This is a genomic window from Caballeronia novacaledonica, assembly GCF_900258035.1.
In the GTDB taxonomy this organism is placed as follows: Bacteria; Pseudomonadota; Gammaproteobacteria; order Burkholderiales; family Burkholderiaceae; genus Caballeronia; species Caballeronia novacaledonica.
This window is the reverse complement of the sequence record NZ_OGTP01000001.1, coordinates 230451-246794: the sequence shown is the minus strand read 5'-3', so window position 1 is coordinate 246794 and position 16344 is coordinate 230451. Positions and strand designations below refer to the sequence as shown.

14 protein-coding genes are annotated in these 16344 nt (G+C 64.4%); 5 read left to right on the top strand and 9 right to left on the bottom strand.

Going from position 1 to position 16344, the window contains the following annotated elements:
* Positions 1–65 precede the first annotated feature (65 nt).
* On the top strand, positions 66–1895 hold the full coding sequence (locus NOV72_RS01095; protein ID WP_106852732.1) for an OmpA family protein: 1830 nt from the start codon (positions 66–68) through the stop codon (positions 1893–1895).
* Between the two features lie 99 nt (positions 1896–1994).
* Here NOV72_RS01095 and NOV72_RS01090 read toward each other — a convergent pair whose 3' ends face one another.
* On the bottom strand, positions 1995–2483 hold the full coding sequence (locus tag NOV72_RS01090; protein ID WP_106852731.1) for a hypothetical protein: 489 nt from the start codon (positions 2481–2483) through the stop codon (positions 1995–1997).
* 204 nt (positions 2484–2687) lie between these two features.
* On the opposite strand from NOV72_RS01090, the gene NOV72_RS01085 reads away from it, so the two are divergent.
* The gene (locus NOV72_RS01085) at positions 2688–2939 is read left to right on the top strand and encodes a GlsB/YeaQ/YmgE family stress response membrane protein (protein WP_106852730.1); all 252 of its coding nucleotides are present in this window, start codon (positions 2688–2690) and stop codon (positions 2937–2939) included.
* Positions 2940–3004: 65 nt separating this feature from the next.
* Here NOV72_RS01085 and hutI read toward each other — a convergent pair whose 3' ends face one another.
* The 3 genes from hutI to NOV72_RS01070 all read right to left on the bottom strand — a co-directional run bounded on the left by hutI (position 3005) and on the right by NOV72_RS01070 (position 6516).
* The gene (gene hutI / locus NOV72_RS01080; protein WP_106852729.1) at positions 3005–4225 is read right to left on the bottom strand and encodes an imidazolonepropionase; all 1221 of its coding nucleotides are present in this window, start codon (positions 4223–4225) and stop codon (positions 3005–3007) included.
* Positions 4222–5895 carry a urocanate hydratase gene (gene hutU / locus NOV72_RS01075; RefSeq protein WP_106852728.1) on the bottom strand — a complete coding sequence of 558 codons (1674 nt, stop codon included), beginning with the start codon at positions 5893–5895 and terminating at the stop codon, positions 4222–4224. The genes hutI and hutU overlap by 4 nt, the downstream gene beginning before the upstream one ends.
* A 156-nt stretch (positions 5896–6051) precedes the next feature.
* Entirely contained in the window at positions 6052–6516 is a 465-nt protein-coding gene (locus NOV72_RS01070; RefSeq protein ID WP_106852727.1) for an Lrp/AsnC family transcriptional regulator, read from the bottom strand.
* 129 nt (positions 6517–6645) lie between these two features.
* Here NOV72_RS01070 and NOV72_RS01065 point away from each other — a divergent pair, with 129 nt between their 5' ends.
* Positions 6646–7272 (top strand): LysE family translocator, encoded by a 627-nt coding sequence (locus NOV72_RS01065; RefSeq protein ID WP_106852726.1) that lies wholly within the window; start codon positions 6646–6648, stop codon positions 7270–7272.
* Position 7273: 1 nt separating this feature from the next.
* Here NOV72_RS01065 and NOV72_RS01060 read toward each other — a convergent pair whose 3' ends face one another.
* Complete coding sequence (locus tag NOV72_RS01060) at positions 7274–8497, bottom strand: ROK family transcriptional regulator (RefSeq protein ID WP_106853213.1); 1224 nt, start codon at positions 8495–8497, stop codon at positions 7274–7276.
* Between the two features lie 210 nt (positions 8498–8707).
* Here NOV72_RS01060 and NOV72_RS01055 point away from each other — a divergent pair, with 210 nt between their 5' ends.
* Positions 8708–8917, top strand: a complete 210-nt coding sequence (locus NOV72_RS01055) for a hypothetical protein (protein ID WP_106852725.1) — start codon at positions 8708–8710, stop codon at positions 8915–8917.
* A 12-nt stretch (positions 8918–8929) separates the two neighbouring features.
* Here the strand turns inward: NOV72_RS01055 and NOV72_RS01050 are convergent, their stop codons facing one another.
* From NOV72_RS01050 to NOV72_RS01040, 3 genes are all read right to left on the bottom strand, one after another.
* Positions 8930–11899, bottom strand: coding sequence for an EAL domain-containing protein (locus NOV72_RS01050; protein WP_106852724.1), 2970 nt, complete (start codon positions 11897–11899; stop codon positions 8930–8932).
* 155 nt (positions 11900–12054) lie between these two features.
* Entirely contained in the window at positions 12055–12831 is a 777-nt protein-coding gene (locus NOV72_RS01045) for a hypothetical protein (protein ID WP_106852723.1), read from the bottom strand.
* Positions 12832–13380: 549 nt separating this feature from the next.
* Positions 13381–13803 (bottom strand): hypothetical protein, encoded by a 423-nt coding sequence (locus tag NOV72_RS01040; RefSeq protein WP_014251177.1) that lies wholly within the window; start codon positions 13801–13803, stop codon positions 13381–13383.
* 243 nt (positions 13804–14046) lie between these two features.
* Here NOV72_RS01040 and NOV72_RS01035 point away from each other — a divergent pair, with 243 nt between their 5' ends.
* Positions 14047–15282 (top strand): EAL domain-containing protein, encoded by a 1236-nt coding sequence (locus NOV72_RS01035; RefSeq protein WP_245932845.1) that lies wholly within the window; start codon positions 14047–14049, stop codon positions 15280–15282.
* 3 nt (positions 15283–15285) lie between these two features.
* Here the strand turns inward: NOV72_RS01035 and pip are convergent, their stop codons facing one another.
* On the bottom strand, positions 15286–16272 hold the full coding sequence (gene pip, locus NOV72_RS01030) for a prolyl aminopeptidase (protein WP_106852722.1): 987 nt from the start codon (positions 16270–16272) through the stop codon (positions 15286–15288).
* Positions 16273–16344 lie beyond the last annotated feature (72 nt).

Genomic DNA, 16344 nt, shown 5'->3' with positions numbered 1-16344 from the left:
GCATATAGAATGCGCCGCACACTTGCGCTTGCGTTAAGCGTTCATGTAGAAAGGAATTTCAGTCGATGAGCATCAATCTGGTCCAGGCGGTCAATGCCGCGATCTCGGAACCTATTGCGGAGCAGTTGTCGCGGCAATTCGGCATCCCCGATCAGATCGTCCGGCAAGTTGCCACCCGCATCGCGCCCGGCCTGGTCGCATCGCTGATGGACCGCGCGACGCTCGTGCCCGGCTCGCAGTCGGTGTACTCCGTCATCATGCAGCACGAGAGCAACGCCCACATCGCGGATCAACTCTCCAAGCTGATCGCTACCACCGGCGGCCTCAAACAGCTCGAAACCAATGGTCATTCGCTGGCCGCGCTCGCAACGGGCCAACGCGTCGATGCACTGACCGACGCCGTTGCCTCCGAAACCGGCGTTCCCACGCAGGCCACGTCGGCTCTCGCGGGAATCGTCGCCGCGGTGCTGTTCGGCATCATGAAGCGCCACTTCCTGCTCGCGCAGTGGGGACTGCCGCACGTGCCCAAGCTACTGCGCGATCAGGTCGGCGAAATCAACGCGACAATGTCGAACGTGGTCGCGGCGGCCATCGGCGTCGGCAACACCGAAGGCTTCACCAGTGGCATCACACCGCGGCTCGATACGGTTGCATCGAGTCTCGAACCCCGCATCGACGGCGATGTCGCCGTGGCCGCGGCGCCAGTCGCGCCCGCCACGTCGCCTGCCGGCAAGAGCGCTCCCTCCGTGCAGAGCGCGGCGGTTGCGAAGGCCACGCCGCCCGCGCCGCCCCCGATGCGCGCACCGGTGCGCCCGTTCGCGCCGCAACGGTCGTCGAACAAGTGGATCTGGGTGCTTTTCGCCGTGCTGGCCGCCATTCTCGCGCTGGTCTACTACCGCGGGTTCACGCAGAGCGGCAGTGTCGATCTGAACGCAGCAGCGGCCACGCAGCACATCACGAACATGGCGACGCCGGCATCGTCTGCAGCGCTCTCGACCGCGCCTGCAATCGACAGCGCACCCTTGGCGACGTCCGCCAACATGCCGATCACAGCCGCGTCGGCACCGGAATCGGCCTCGGCGCCGAAAGACGCGCCCGCATCCTGGAAAGACGCGCAGTTGCTGTTCAGCGTCAACCCGGCGGGCGTCCCGGCGATCGAGGCCACGGTTGGCACTGAAGCGGAGAAGAAGCATCTGATCGACACGTTGACCGCCCGCTTCGGCAAGGCTTACACGGCGGACGTTTCCGTCGTTCCCGAAACACGCCCGGCAACCTGGCTTTCGCGTCTGAACGACTTCTTCCCGCTCATGGCCGTGCCCGGCGCGGAAGCGAAGGTGAGCGGCTCGAAAGTGGAGTTGAGCGGCGCGGCAGCGGACGGCAAGCTCGGCTGGGCCGATCGTCTGAAGAGCGCGCTCGGCGGCATGTTCCAGGTCGCGGCGTTCGATGTCGACGGCGCCGTCGCCACCGCGACGCAATCGTTTCGCAGCGCGATGAAGAGCCTGCTCGCCACCGACACGCCGTGCTCCGGCGACAAGCTGACGCGCGTGCTCGACCTTCAGGTCGTCAACTTTGCGCGCTCGAGTGCGCAGGTGCCGGAAAGCGCGTATTCGACGCTTGGCGAGACGGCGCAATTGCTCAAGCGCTGCGCCGCCCAGGGTTCGATGGTGAATCTCGACGTCGCGGGCTATTCGGATGCGCAGGGTGCGGCACCGGCGAAGCTCGAAGTATCGAAGGAACGCGCTGCGGCTGTCCGTGGCTATCTGGTGCGAAACGGCGTCCCGCCGCAATCGCTCACCGCCACGGGTTATGGCGACTCCAATCCGATTGCCGACAACGATACCGCCAGCGGACGTTTCGCCAATCGCCGGATCGAGTTCATCGTCAGCAAACACTGAGCGCCGATCCGACTCACGCGATTCATTTCAGAACGCCGTCTCACGAAAGTGAGACGGCGTTTTTGTTTATGCATGCGCCAGTCACGCATTGCCGTCGATTCAGTTCGGCTTCGCGAAATCGTTCTCGGCCCAGCGCTCGGCGCTCGCCTTGCTGAGCTTGAATGCCGGTGACACGCGCACGTGTGCAAGTTGCGCGCCGTACGCATCGAAGGCCTTGAGATGGGCGTAGGGATCGTCCTCATCGGGAACGATCTCCAGCGTGACCGTGATGTCCTCGCCCTGCACAGCGACGGTGACGTTCTTGTTCAACATCGCGTGACGCTGCTGTTCGTGCCGCCGCAAAACTTCCGATGCCGTCTTGACCAACGTGCGAAACGCGGCCGCATCGAGCGGTTTCGGGTTTTTCTTGTCGCGGCCCATCGTCCACGGGCCGACGAGCGCGGGCTCCGCCTCGCCCGCCTGAATCATTTCGACGGCCCAGCCGTCGTCGTCCTCGTTCTTGATTACGCGCGCGGTCCAGCCGTCGTCGCGCCAGAGGCGATCTTCATGGATCGCGTCGTCGGTGGAGGGAAATTCGGAATCGGTCATATCGTTGCAAGTCAGGCAATGAGGCAATGCAACGAATTCTACCTTGGACGATGTGCGGGGCATCGTTCGTGCTCCAGGGTTGGCCAGACGGCCAGTGTCATACCCAAACGCATTGCGCCGTGCTACTTTGAACGTACCGGGACCGTCCGGAATCCATCGGCAACGCAATCAAGAAGCCGTAAAACTCTGTCAAGGAGCAACCGCATGTTTGCATTCATCGGTACTTTGATCGTCGGACTCGTCGTCGGGCTCATCGCGCGCGCACTTAAACCGGGCGACGACAGCATGGGCTGGATCATGACCATCGTCCTCGGTATCGCCGGCTCGCTCATCGCGGGGTACGTCGGCCGGGCGCTCGGCTGGTATCAGCCGGGACAGCCAGCGGGATGGATCGCCTCGGTGATCGGCGCGATCGTCCTGCTCCTCGTCTGGGGAATGATCCGCAAGCGCACGTAACGCTGCGCCTCACCGTTTCCTTTTTTTGACGCTGCGCCTCGTCCGAACCCGGACGAGGCGTTTTGTTATCGGGCAATGCGTTCGAAATCGATCTCCGCGCCGCCGCGCACGACGCGATTCGGCAGCGCGCCGCCGAGCCAGTAGGAAAGCTCGGCAGGCCTTTCGATTCGCCACGCGACAAAATCCGCACACTTGCCCGCTTCGAGCGATCCGTGCGTCGCTTTCAATCCGAGCGCGCGCGCCGCGTGAATCGTCACGCCGGCGAGCGCTTCTTCCGGCGTCAGGCGAAACAGCGTGCATCCCATGTTGAGCATCATGCGCAACGAAAGCGCCGGCGACGTACCGGGATTCAGGTCGCTCGCGAGCGCGATCGGCACACGCTGCCGCCGCAACGCATCGATGGGCGGCAACTGCGTCTCGCGCAACATGTAGAACGCGCCCGGCAGGAGCACGGCGACGGTGCCGGACTGCGCCATCGCGATGGCATCGGCTTCGGTCATGAACTCGAGATGATCCGCCGACAACGCCTGATAGCGCGCCGCCAGCGACGATCCGTGCAATGACGACAACTGCTCGGCGTGCAACTTCACGGACACGCCGAGATCGCGCGCGCATCGAAACACACGCTCGACCTGCTGCGTAGAAAACGCGATGTGCTCGCAGAAAGCATCGACGGCGTCGACGAGGCCTTCTTCCACGAGCGCCGGCAGCATTTCGTCGCAGATGTAGGCGATGTAGTCATCCGCGCGATTCGCGTATTCGGGCGGCAACGCATGCGCGGCGAGGCAGGTCGCGCGCACGGTGAGCGGCAGCGCGTGGCCGAGACGTCGTGCGACGGCGAGCATCTTGCGTTCGTTGGCGAGATCGAGCCCGTAACCGGATTTCACTTCGAGCGCGGTCACGCCCTCGCGCATCAGCCCGAACGCGCGCCTCTTCGCGGCTTCGAACAGCGCGTCCTCGCTGGCTTCGCGCGTCGCGCGCACCGTGCTCGTGATGCCGCCGCCGCGCGCCGCGATCTCCGCATAGCTCACGCCTTCGAGCCGCTCTTCGAACTCGCCGCTCCGATCGCCGCCGAAGACGAGATGCGTGTGGCAATCGATCAGGCCCGGCGTCACCCAAGCGCCTTCCAGATCGACACGCTCGCCCTCGCCGATCTCCGGCGCCGCCGCGCGCGGCCCGATCCATTCGATGCGCGCGCCGTCAGTCAATATCGCCGCGTCTTCGATGATCGAATACTTGCCACCGGTCAGCGTTGCGGCGTGGCAGTGGTCCCAAAGCGTTTTCATCGCGTGATCATCGGCAGATCGAGGCCCTGCTCGCGCGCGCATTCGATCGCGATGTCATAACCCGCGTCGGCGTGGCGCATGACGCCCGTCGCCGGATCGTTGTTCAGGACGCGCGCGATGCGTGCGTCGGCTTCGTGGCTGCCGTCGCACACGATCACGACGCCCGCGTGCTGCGAGAAGCCCATGCCGACGCCGCCGCCGTGGTGGATCGATACCCACGTCGCGCCGCTCGCCGTGTTCAGGAGCGCGTTCAGGAGCGGCCAGTCGGACACGGCGTCCGAGCCGTCCTGCATCGCTTCGGTCTCGCGGTTCGGACTCGCGACCGAGCCGGAATCGAGATGATCGCGGCCGATCACGACCGGCGCCGACAATTCGCCGTTGCGCACCATCTCGTTGAACGCGAGGCCGAGCTTCGCGCGTTGGCCGAGCCCGACCCAGCAAATGCGCGCCGGCAAGCCCTGGAAGCTGATGCGCTCGCGCGCCATGTCGAGCCAGCGATGCAGATGCGCGTCATCGGCGATCAGTTCCTTCACTTTCGCGTCGGTCTTGTAGATGTCCTCCGGATTGCCCGAAAGCGCGGCCCAGCGGAACGGCCCGACGCCACGGCAAAAGAGCGGGCGGATATACGCCGGCACGAAGCCCGGAAAATCGAACGCGTTGGCGACGCCCTCTTCCTTCGCCATCTGGCGGATATTGTTGCCGTAGTCGAACGTCGGCACGCCCTGTTCGCGGAACGCGAGCATCGCGCGGACGTGCTCGGCCATCGATTGCTTCGCGGCTTTCACCGTGCCCGCCGGATCGCTTTGCGCGCGGTCGCGATATTGCGCCCAGGTCCAGCCTTTCGGCAGATAGCCATTGAGCGGATCGTGCGCGCTCGTCTGGTCGGTGACCATGTCCGGACGCACGCCGCGCCGCACGAGTTCGGGCAGCACGTCGGCCGCGTTCGCGCACAACGCGATGGAAATCGCGCGGCCTTCGGACGTGTAACGCTGGATGCGCGCGAGGGCGTCGTCGAGATCGGTCGCCTGTTCGTCGACGTAACGCGTTTTCAGACGGAAATCGATACGGCTCTGCTGACATTCGATGTTCAGCGAACACGCGCCCGCGAGCGTCGCAGCGAGCGGCTGCGCGCCGCCCATGCCGCCGAGACCGGCGGTGAGCACCCAGCGGCCTTTGAGTTCGCCGCCGTAATGCTGGCGTCCGGCTTCGACGAACGTCTCATATGTGCCCTGCACGATGCCCTGGCTGCCGATATAGATCCAGCTTCCGGCGGTCATCTGCCCGTACATCGCGAGGCCCTTCGCGTCGAGCTCGTTGAAGTGTTCCCAGTTCGCCCAGTGCGGCACGAGGTTCGAATTCGCGATCAGCACGCGCGGCGCGTTTTCGTGCGTCTTGAACACGCCGACCGGCTTGCCCGACTGGACGAGCAGCGTCTCATCCGCTTCGAGCCGCTTCAGCGTTTCGACGATCTTGTCGTAGCACGCCCAGTCGCGCGCCGCCCGGCCGATGCCGCCGTACACGACCAGTTCCTTCGGATTCTCGGCCACCTCGGGGTCGAGATTGTTCATCAGCATGCGCAGCGGCGCTTCGGTCAGCCAGCTTTTGGCGTTGAGTTGCGTGCCGCGCGGCGCGCGGATCTCGGTGTCGCGAAAACGGGAAGATGAAGTCACGAATGCTCCTGCGCATCAAGAAGAGAGAATGTCGACGGATGCGAGCGATGGCCCGCATCGATGGGTCTCATGTTCTTGTATATACAACTTCGATTGTATTAGGGGAATCCCGGAGCCCGTCTCGCCGTGCTCGCGTCATTCTTGTATAGACAATCTTCAGGGCACGGGCAATCCGCTGTCGCGTTTGATCTCGCGCAACGAGAGCATCGATTCGACGGCCGTCACGCCCGGCAAGGTTCGCAGGACGTCGCGCATGAAGATGCCGTATTCGTCGAGATCGCGCGCGATGATCTGCAGCAAATAATCCGCCGTGCCTGAAACGTTGTGACACGACACGATGCGCGAAATGCCCTGAATTTCGCGCTCGAAGCGATCCGACAGCGCGCGGTCGTGCACGCTGAAGCGCACCTGCGCGAACGCGACGACGCCCAGTTCCAGCGCCTTGCGCGAGAGCACCGCGCGATAGCCGTCGATATATCCGTCGCTTTCGAGGCGCTTGAGCCGCCGCGCGCACGGCGTCTCGCTCAGGCCGACGCGCTCGGCGAGTTTCGCGACGGGCATGCGGCCGTCCTGCTGAAGCGCGACGAGTATCGCGCGATCGATGCGGTCGATTTCCGTCATGGAGCATTCCTCTCTGGTTTAGATTGATTCCAGGGGAAAGCTGCAACCATGAAAGAACAGTCGATGCAAAATGCCAGAAAACGCTCCATCGGAAGTGGCACGATGTAGCCATCGAAACAGGAGCACATCATGGTCTCGGCACACTTGCTTTGGGTTTTCATCGGCGCGCTTGCGGTCGTTTATGCGCTGCCGGGCCCGGACATGGCACTCGTCGTTCAGACGAGCGGCACGCGCGGTTTCCGTCACGGTCTCGCCGTGGCCGGCGGACTCGCCACGGCGCGAGCGACGCACGTGACGCTGTCGGCGCTCGGCGTCGCCGCGCTCTTGCGCAGCGCGCCGTGGCTCTACGACGGCGTGCGCATCGCGGGCGGTCTGTATCTCGCTTATGTGGCGATTCAGATTTTCCGTTCGCCCGCATTCGGGCTCGACGCGGCGCCCGGTCAGGCCGCCGCATTCACGCTGCGTTCGGCTTACGCGAAAGGCATTCTCAGCAGCATTCTCAATCCGAAGGCGCTGCTGTTCTGCTCCGTGCTGCTGCCGCAATTCGTGCGTCCGGAGTCCGGTCCGGTCTGGTCGCAAGTGCTGGAACTGGGCGTCGTGCTGATCGCGGTCGGCGTCATGTTCGACCTCACGCTGGCGGCGGGCGCAATGCGGATTTCCGGCTGGCTTCGTCGTCATCCGAAAGCGCAGACCGTGCAGCGCTGGACGTTCTCCGCCGCGCTGCTCGCATTCGCCGCGCGGCTCTCGCTCGACTGATTCAGCCGTCGAGCGGTTTCAGGAAAAGCTCGTGCTTCGGCGCGAAATGCGCGTAGAGCGGCAGGATCGCGCCGCCCATCGCGCGGGCGTCGGGGCCGATCTGCCCTTCGACGAGACGCGGGCGCGTCATGCCTTGCCAGTCGAACGCGGCGAGCGCGTCATCGGTGCGGCCGATCACTTCGCGCAGCAAGGTCCGGTCGATTTCGCCGTCGATCACCACGGCTTCGAGATCCAGCAGCGCAGCCGACGCCGCGATGCCCGTCGCGATCGCGGGACACGCCTTGCGCATCCACGCGTCCGAAAGCTCGTGCAACGCCGGCGACAGCGCGCGCTCGTCGTGCGCGGCGGCGGCCGGCGCGCCCGCCGCGACGAACGCCTTCTCCAGCACATACACCGACGCCGTGTCGAGCAGTTGCCCCGGGCGCCGTCCCTTGCCGCGGCTCATCAGCGGCAATGAGCCGATGGCGCCCGCGTTGCCGCCCGGGCCCGCGTGCAATCGTCCGTCGATCACGAGCCCGCCGCCGATGAACGTCCCGATGAACACGTACAGGAAGTTGCGCAGCCCGCGTCCCTGGCCCATCACGAGTTCGGCGGCGCACGCGGCCGTCGTGTCCTTGGCGAACTCGACGGGCAGCGCCGTCATTGCTTCGATCCGTTCGCGGATGTCGATGTCGTCCCACGCCGCGAGCGCGTCGCGCGGCGTGTCGAAGAAGTCGCGCCAGCCGCCGATCCACAGCGGCGCCGCCACGCCGACGCCCGCGATCTGCCGCGCGCCGTCCCCGAGCGCGCCGACTACGCGCGCGAGCCGCTCCTCCAGCGCGGGAAAAAGCGTATGCGGATCGGGATACGGATATTCGAGCGTCTCGCGCGAGCGCACGTTGCCGGCGAAGTCCATCGACAGCACGTCGAGACTGCGCCGGCCCACTTTCACGCCGATGGAAAACGCGCCGTCCGCACGCAGCGAAATCGGCACCGACGGCTGACCGATACGCCCGCGCACGCGCGAGCGCGGCTCCTTCGCGAGCAGGCCGTCCTCGATCAGATGATCGACGATCAGCGAGGCCGTCTGCATCGACAAGCGCGTCATGCGCGCGACGTCGGCCTTGGGCAACGCGCCGTGGAGCCGGATCGCCTGCAGGACGATGCGCTCGTTGAACTGGCGCATGCCGAGCTGATTCGAGCCGACGGAATGCGCCGAGGCTTTGCGCGCGGGCCGCTCAGACATCGGCCCGGGCCTTTCGGGGCGGGCGCGCGCGCCGGACATCGTTCATGTGTTCGTCCCCGTTCGATTAAATCCAGTGTTTTTATTTAGTAAAGCCGTCCGGGACGATTTTATCAAGCGCCCGCTCGCGCGCCGGCCGCACGATCGGGCCAATATTTTTCGCGATTTTTAGTCGGTTATGTTCGACGAGAACCGTCATCACCGACAAACGACATGAGCACACTCGAAGCCTTGCACGCGATCGTCAACGACGAGAACGCGCCGCAGATCATCCGCGATCACATTGTCGATTCGCTGCAGTTCGCGCTGCGCAATCACCCCGGCTATTTCACGCGCAAGGAGGTTCAATGGCTCGCGCAATGGAACGACACGCGCATTCCGATTGCGGCGGCAAAAGTATTGAACGAGATGAAGACGGTTTGAGCGGCGCCGGGCTCAGTGCGTGCCCGAGGCGCGCGCGTGCCAGTCGTAGTCGAACACGGTCGCCTGCGGCGGCTCCGACAGGCCTTCGACGAAACTGATGACTTCCGGGTCCTTCACGAAGCTCGCGGCCGAGCTCGCCGCGAGAATCGCCGAGCTTTCCTGCGGCCGCGCGACGAGGAAGCCCTGCACGTAGTCCACGCCGATCTCCTGCAGCGCGCGCAAGGTGTCGACGTCCTCGACCCACTCGGCGACGCTGCGCATGCCGAGATTGCGCGCCAGTGCGACGATCGCCTCGACGATCGCGATATCCGCCGGATGCGCGCACATCGAGCGCACGAACTCGCCGTCGATCTTGAGCGCGTCGGCGGATAACGCCTTCAGATATTTGAACGACGTGTAGCCCGCGCCGAAGTCGTCGAGCGCGATCTTGCCGCCCATGTCGTGCACGCGCGCGATGAAGCGCTGCGTGTTCTCCAGATCGTGCAGCGCGACGCTCTCCGTGATCTCGAGACACAGGTAATGCACGATCGACTGATGCGCCGCGAAGAGCGCGAAGATGTCCTCCATGAACTGCTCGTCGTTCAGCGAGCCGCCCGACAGGTTCACGCAGATGAACTGCGTGTTGCCGAGCTGATGCTGATGCGCCTCGATCCAGTCGAGCAGCGTCGAAATGACCCAGCGATCGATCGCGGCGATATTGCCCGATTCTTCCGCCGCGACGATCACCTTGCCGGCGGGCAGCGTCGCGCCGTCGGGGGCGCGCATGCGCAGCAGCACTTCGAAGTTTAGCGATTCGGTCGGCGCGGAAAGCGACATGATCGGCTGCATCACGAGGAAAAGTCCCGGCGGCAGGCGATTGCGCCCGAGCGTCTCGACGAGCTTCAGTTCCTCCGCGCGCTCCTCGAAAGCCGCGGCGCCCTTGCGGTACGTGACGAGATGCGTATGCGCGACCTTCTTCGCTTCGCGGCACGCGCGATCCGCATGTGACAGCGCGTCCTGCACGCGCACGCCCTGCGAGCATTCGACGAGACCGATCGACGCCTTCACCTGGAACGCGCGATTGCCGACCTGATACGGCGCGTCGGAGAGAATCGAAATGAGCTCGCGGCATTGCGCGATGGCGTCTTCGATCGACGTGTCGTGCATCACGCAGACGAACTCGTCGCCGCCGATACGCCCGACCGGATAGCTGCGCGCGAAGTGCGCCCGCGTGCGCGCCGCGACCTGGCGCAGCACTTCGTCGCCGCTGCGATGGCCGAAGAGATCGTTGACGAGCTTGAAGCGGTCGAGATCGACATAAGCCAGCGCCCACGGCAGCGTCTCTTCGCTCTGCACGGAGATCGCCTTCTCGACGCCGCGGCGATTCAGCGAGCCCGTCAGCGAATCGTGCTCCGCGAGAAAACGCAGCCGCTCGACGGCCTTCGAGCGTTCGGTCGTGTCCTGCAGCGAGCCTTCGATCCATCCGTTCGAGCGGATCGCCTTCAGCAGGTAGCGCCGTTCGCCGGTGCCGCGCTCGGACGAGCCGCCCATTTCGAGTTCGCCGTCGCTGCCCTTCGACGCCAGCGCCTGCAACGCGCCCCACGCGCCCGCCTCGAAATAGTCGTTCCAGTGGCGCACCTTGTAGTCGGTCTTTTGCAGATCGAGCATCGCGCGCAACGCGGGATTAGCGCGCACGAAGTGACCGTCGGCATCGAGCGTGAACAGGCCGATCGGCGTGACTTCGTAGGTATTGCGCAATTCCATCTGCGCCTGGCGGCGGAAATCGCGTTCGGCGCGCATCTGCTCGGCGATCGCGAAAGCCGCCATCATGCTCGACGACAGCGCCGCCATCACCGTATTCACGCCGCCGACCAGCACCTTCAGCCCGAAGGCCGCGCCGAGCACTTCGGAGAACGTGGAGAACAGCACCACGGCGAGCGAGGCGACATACCAGAGCACGGTGCGCGAGCGCGCCATCCACACGAGCCGCGCGAGGAAGAACAGCAGCACGCAGATGCCGAAACCCGCGATGACCCAGAGCGCCGGAATGAACAGCGCGTACGGCAACGCGAACGCGGCCGCGAGCAGCACCAAACCGACATACTGAATCACACGCAGCAGCCAGCGATAGCCGACCACGCGCAACTCGCGCCGGAAAAGCTGCTGGAAGAGCGCGGCCGTCAGCAGGTAATAGGCGGCGAAAGTGAACTGGCGCAGCGGCTGCATGAAGTCCGACGGCAGCAGACGGCCGAGCCATTGCATGTCCCAGCCCATCGCGTTCGCGCAGAGGCGCAGATTGCCGACGAGCCACACCGCGAAAATCACATAAGTCCACTCGTGATTGATGAGCGCCGTGACGAAGACGAACACCGCGAGTGTCAGCAGACCGCCGGCGATCAGCCCCGAACTCTCCTGAAAGTCGAGCGCCGAATTGCGCAGCCCCTGCCATTCCCACGCGTACGCATTGATCTGCGCCGGACCGGAAAAGGTGCCGCGGCACAGAATATTCTCGGCTTGTTTGATGCGGCCGACCTGAACGGAGAAGCCCGCTTTCACCACGCGCATCTCGCCGCTCACGCCTTCGCGATCCGCCTGGCCGAGCGGAGCGAGCGTGCTCGCGTTCCAGCAGGCAAGCGTTTGCGCATGACGGGATGGCAATTCGACGACCGTCGATGAATCCGCGCTCATGCTCGGCGTCGTGAAACTGAACCAGATGGGCTTTTCGGAAAGACGCGTGCTGTAACGGGAAACCGGTGCCGCGCCCTGCAATGCTTCGAGCGCCTCGGCGGGGGTCATGATGCCGCCTTTATCGGCGATGACGCGCAGTGCGAGCGGAACCGCGCCGCGCGTTTCATATTGGCGCGGCAGGAAATAAAGCGTCGCGATCGTACCGAGCAAAATCAGAATGGGCACGGCGTAGACGGCGACCGCGTACAACGCGTCGTCGATCCACGAGCCCGTGCGTCTGAATCTCGATAAGGAAGCTGGAATAACCGACGCCATACCTGGAAAAACCCCCGTTTGCGCCCAGCGCGAAATGCGCCGACGCAGACAGCGGCGGAGCCCGAAAACCCCGCGCGCCGTCGCTTTTTTGGCCTACCGGACCGCTATGTGGTCCGGTTATTCGCTTTTACCTTCCTGGATACGATCGTGCCTTTTCACCTGCCGTAAGCCATCAACGGGGCTTCCGGGCATCGTACCGGTTCCCAGTCAAAAGATAAATCTACAGAATGCAAATCGATATCCGGATGATGCGTGTGCACCATGTAATTGAAGAGCGGGTGATGGGCTTCCTCCCAGCGCTGACGCGCCGCAGCAACGTCTTTCGCCAGCACGCGATGCGGCAGGCCGCCCACATGCGACATCGGCAGGAATTCGTTGACGCCGAAAACATCCTTGAAGAGCATCGCCTCATACTCCCGATCCAGCGGCGTACGCGCCGTAATCACCATGTAATCGATCTCGTGCAGTTCGCAGAACAGCCACAGCGCCTTGCACAACGCCACCTTGACCACCCGCCCCACCATTCCGCCCGCGACGCCGAGACGCGTCGCTTCCGCGAGGCGGCTCGTCGCCAGATGCTCGGGCAGACGCACCGACTGCTCGACGGCGAGCGGACCATACGCATTGGTCTGAATGCGCATGGTGCCGAGCGGCGCGCCGTCCAGCTTCGATTCCGCCAGAAGCACCGCCGTGCCGCGATCCCAGTCGGAGGGCTCGATCGTCATTTTGTCCGCGAATTCGGGCAGATGCCGTCCGTAGGCCGAACGTCTGATGCTCACGGCTTTTTGCAATCCGGCATCGTCCCGGACGATACGGATAGTAAACGGCATGCGCTCCGTTTTCTGAAGTGCGGGTACGACGGTGAGAGTTGGACGAACCGCCGATTCGGTTTGGTTAGCGGCGGCATTGTTGGCAAGGTTAAGGCGTTCCATTTGTAAACCCCATTTTTTCTTGGCGATTGGAAAGTGCCGCGTGTCGAGGACGTTATTTAGTGGTTCCTTACACGGGCAAAACGAGCCTCTCACGAAGTCAAATAACGGGGTGCGCGCTTGCCACTGTTTCTCAGCAACTTTCAGGCTAAACCTGTGGAAGAAAGCTTCTAAACGGCGCAAAGCCGATCGCCGGTAGCCGCGGAAAACCACATACCGATATGCCGCGAGGGAATATGCGAGCCCGAACAGGGTGAAAGAACGAGGGCGAGCAGCCACCAATCGACGCGAGAGACAATCAGGAGAATAGCGTTCGCAGAAGCCCGCGGATCATCGCGTAAACGCTGGAAAATACGTTAGAAAAGGTAACTGGTAACGTTTGCTTACACTTTTTCTTCGCAGAAAGTGCGAAACGTAGAGCGGGCGGGAATGGGGATATAAATCTGTTTGAAAAACCGAAACCGGAAAGCGGGCGTTCTATTGAAAAAACGCCCGCGCTATCACGACATAATCATGTCGACTGTGTGAAATCCGCTAAAGCGGATTAAAAAATCAGTCGTCTTCGTCGAGCCAGGGAATATCCACGTCGGTAATGAAAGCGACCATCGCAAGCGGACGGCCCTCCTGTCGTCCGATATTGCCGTCGGCGCGTTGCCATTCGCAGCGGAAAATCGTCGCGGGGGTGTCGGCGAGCAGCGTGATCGTGCGGATCTCGTCGGGATCGTTCTCCTCGACCGGGCCATCGAGCGACACGAGAAGTTGCTGGGGCCACACGCCGTCGGCGGGGTCGTAGATCTTGTCGCCATCGTGGATGACGACGTGAGCCTCGACGCCGATCGTCGCCGATGCTTCCACGATCATCTTGCCGAGCGCGCGCAGCACCGCGGTGGCGCGGCCCGAGTTGGCCTGGCGGATCGCGAGATCGCCGCGCGTCAGCGCCTGCTCGAGTTTGGGATTGGTTTTCTGTTGCGCCATATCTCTCTCTAGGGTTTCGTTGCAACTTTCGACGAGCGCGACCGGCTCAAGTTGCACGCGGATCGTAGCACTGCACCAACAAAGATAGGTCGCGCGGGGCTTTGCGGCAAACCGGAGGCGCTCAAGCGCTCTAGACGTATCGACGACTTCGCTGCTCAAGTTTGCGCACGGCTGGCCGATATTGCGCTCATCCCCATCGAAACGCGTGACTGCCGTGCCGTTCATCGCCCTGACCGCTCCCTCGTGCGTTCGTCCGCCGTGCTGACCCGACAGCCGGAGGTCGTCGACGGCATCGCGCTGCGCACGCATCTGCAACCGATCTACAGCCTGCCGCATCAACGCGAGGTGGGCTACGAAGCGCTGTTGCGCGGCGATGCGGGCGGCGGCGCGCTCGTCGGGCCGTTCGATCTTTTCGGGCGAGCGATCGTCGCGGGCAAGCTGACCGAGCTGGACCGCATGAGCCACCTCGCGCATCTGCGCAACGCGGCGCCCTTGCTGCCTGCCGCGCAATGGCTCTTCATCAACATCAATCCGGCGACCTTCACCGATCCGGGCTATGCCGCGCGGCTCGCCCTCGCCACGCGCGAAGCCGGTCTCGCGCCCGAGCGGCTCGTGATCGAAGTGCTGGAATCGGGCGGCACGGACGTCGAGAAACTCTCGCGCGCGACGCACGCGTTTCGCGCGCAGGGCTTTCTCGTCGCGGTCGATGATTTCGGCGCGGGGCATTCCAACATCGACCGGCTGATCACGTTGCGGCCGGACATCGTCAAATTGGATCGCAGTCTCGTGCGAACGAAGAGCGCCCACATGCGCGACGCGCTGATGCCGAAACTCGTCGATCTGCTGCACGAGTCGGGCATGTTCGTGGTCGCGGAAGGCATCGAGACGTCCGAGGATCTGATGCTCGCCGCGCGCTCCAACGTCGATTTCGTGCAGGGTTATCTGTTCGGCATGCCGTCGGCGCAGCTCGCCGGGCGCGGCGCGGCGACGCCGCTCTTCGAAGACGTGTTCGACGCCCTCGCGCAGATGCGCCGCACCGAGCGGCTCGCGGGCGACTTGCTTCTGCTGCCCTATCGCGCCGGGCTCACGCACGCCGCGCGGCGCTTCGCGTCGGGCTCGACGACCGAATCCGCCTGCGCCGATCTGCTTGCGCTGCCGTGCACGCTCAGTTGCTTTTTCCTCGATCGGGCCGGCCGCGAGTTCATGCCCGGCCTCGCGGGCGCGGCCGCGAAAGCGCCGAGCGAACGCTTCGCGCCGATCGCGGATCCGTCGACCGGGCGCTGGGACAATCGCCCGTATTTCGTCGATGCACACGCGAAGCCGCAACAGGTCGTCACGAGCGCGCCTTATCTCTCGGTAACGGGCACGTCGCTGTGCGTGACGCTCACGATCGCAACGCAGCGCGCCGCGAAGCCGGTCGTGATCGGCGCGGACCTCGACTGGCGCAAGCTGACCGAAGCAGCAACCGCGATTTTCTGAGCATCAGGCCGCGCTTTTCACTTGCGAGATCGCGACGGCAAGCGCCGCCGCCCCCGCGCGCAATGCCGCGAGATTGCCCGGCTCGAAGGTCCAGTGCCCCGCGGCGCTCACGACAGCCAGTTGCGCGCCGGGCCAGCGTGCGGCCAGGTCCAGCGCCTGATCGGCCGGACACACCATGTCGAAGCGACCGTGCACGATCCGGCAAGGCAGATGCGCGATGCGCGCGACGAGCGGCAGCAGCGGCACCGGCGGCAGTTCGTTCGCCATGTAGTGACGCTCGAGCAGCGCCATCGAGATGGCGGCGGCGTTGGCTTCCGCGCTCGGGCGCTTCTCTTCTTCGCCGGATTCCTTTTCCGGCTTGTTGACGACGGACAGCGTCGTCTCGTAGTGCGTCCACGCGCGTGCGAGCCGCGTGCCGGCTTCGTCGAAGCGCGCGAGCGGCGCTTCGGTCATCCGCAAGATGTCTTGCGCGCTCGCCGGACGCTCGCCGCACGCCGCCTCGATCGCATCGAGAAACGCGCGATGCGCCTCGGGAAACACGCGCCGCACGTCCCACAGGAACCAGTCGATGTCCTCGCGCCGCGCGAGAAAGATGCCGCGCAGCAGGAAACCCGTGCAACGCTCCGGATGCGCGACGCCGTAAGCGAGACCGAGCGTCGTGCCCCACGAGCCGCCGAAGATCGCCCATTGCTCGATCTGCAATTCGACGCGCAGCTTCTCCATGTCGCCGACGAGCGCGTCGATGCCGTTCGCCTCCAGCTTGCCGAACGGCGTGGATTTGCCGCAGCCGCGCTGATCGAAGAACACGACGCGCCATGCGTCCGCTTCGAGCACGTCGGCCCATTTCACGTTCATCGCGCCGCCGGGGCCGCCGTGGACGACGAGCATCGCGGGCGCGTCGCGCGGGCCCTGCGCGCGCCAGTAGATCGCGTGACCGTCGCCCACTTCCAGCATGCCTTCGTCGTATTGCACCGGCGATTGAGTGTCCATTGCGTTTCGTCCTTGCCGAATCGGGTTCGTCGGGGTCCATTGTTGCATCGCTTCGATGACATCGCATGACGC

What these genes read in the sequence shown, in the direction of transcription:
- NOV72_RS01045 (WP_106852723.1), bottom strand. Translation starts at nt 12,831, where the DNA reads ATGGAACGCCTTAACCTTGCCAACAATGCCGCCGCTAACCAAACCGAA.
- NOV72_RS01085 (WP_106852730.1), top strand. Translation starts at nt 2,688, where the DNA reads ATGTTTGCATTCATCGGTACTTTGATCGTCGGACTCGTCGTCGGGCTC.
- NOV72_RS01050 (WP_106852724.1), bottom strand. Translation starts at nt 11,899, where the DNA reads ATGGCGTCGGTTATTCCAGCTTCCTTATCGAGATTCAGACGCACGGGC.
- NOV72_RS01070 (WP_106852727.1), bottom strand. Translation starts at nt 6,516, where the DNA reads ATGACGGAAATCGACCGCATCGATCGCGCGATACTCGTCGCGCTTCAG.
- hutI (WP_106852729.1), bottom strand. Translation starts at nt 4,225, where the DNA reads ATGAAAACGCTTTGGGACCACTGCCACGCCGCAACGCTGACCGGTGGC.
- NOV72_RS01065 (WP_106852726.1), top strand. Translation starts at nt 6,646, where the DNA reads ATGGTCTCGGCACACTTGCTTTGGGTTTTCATCGGCGCGCTTGCGGTC.
- NOV72_RS01060 (WP_106853213.1), bottom strand. Translation starts at nt 8,497, where the DNA reads ATGTCTGAGCGGCCCGCGCGCAAAGCCTCGGCGCATTCCGTCGGCTCG.
- pip (WP_106852722.1), bottom strand. Translation starts at nt 16,272, where the DNA reads ATGGACACTCAATCGCCGGTGCAATACGACGAAGGCATGCTGGAAGTG.
- NOV72_RS01040 (WP_014251177.1), bottom strand. Translation starts at nt 13,803, where the DNA reads ATGGCGCAACAGAAAACCAATCCCAAACTCGAGCAGGCGCTGACGCGC.
- NOV72_RS01055 (WP_106852725.1), top strand. Translation starts at nt 8,708, where the DNA reads ATGAGCACACTCGAAGCCTTGCACGCGATCGTCAACGACGAGAACGCG.
- NOV72_RS01090 (WP_106852731.1), bottom strand. Translation starts at nt 2,483, where the DNA reads ATGACCGATTCCGAATTTCCCTCCACCGACGACGCGATCCATGAAGAT.
- NOV72_RS01095 (WP_106852732.1), top strand. Translation starts at nt 66, where the DNA reads ATGAGCATCAATCTGGTCCAGGCGGTCAATGCCGCGATCTCGGAACCT.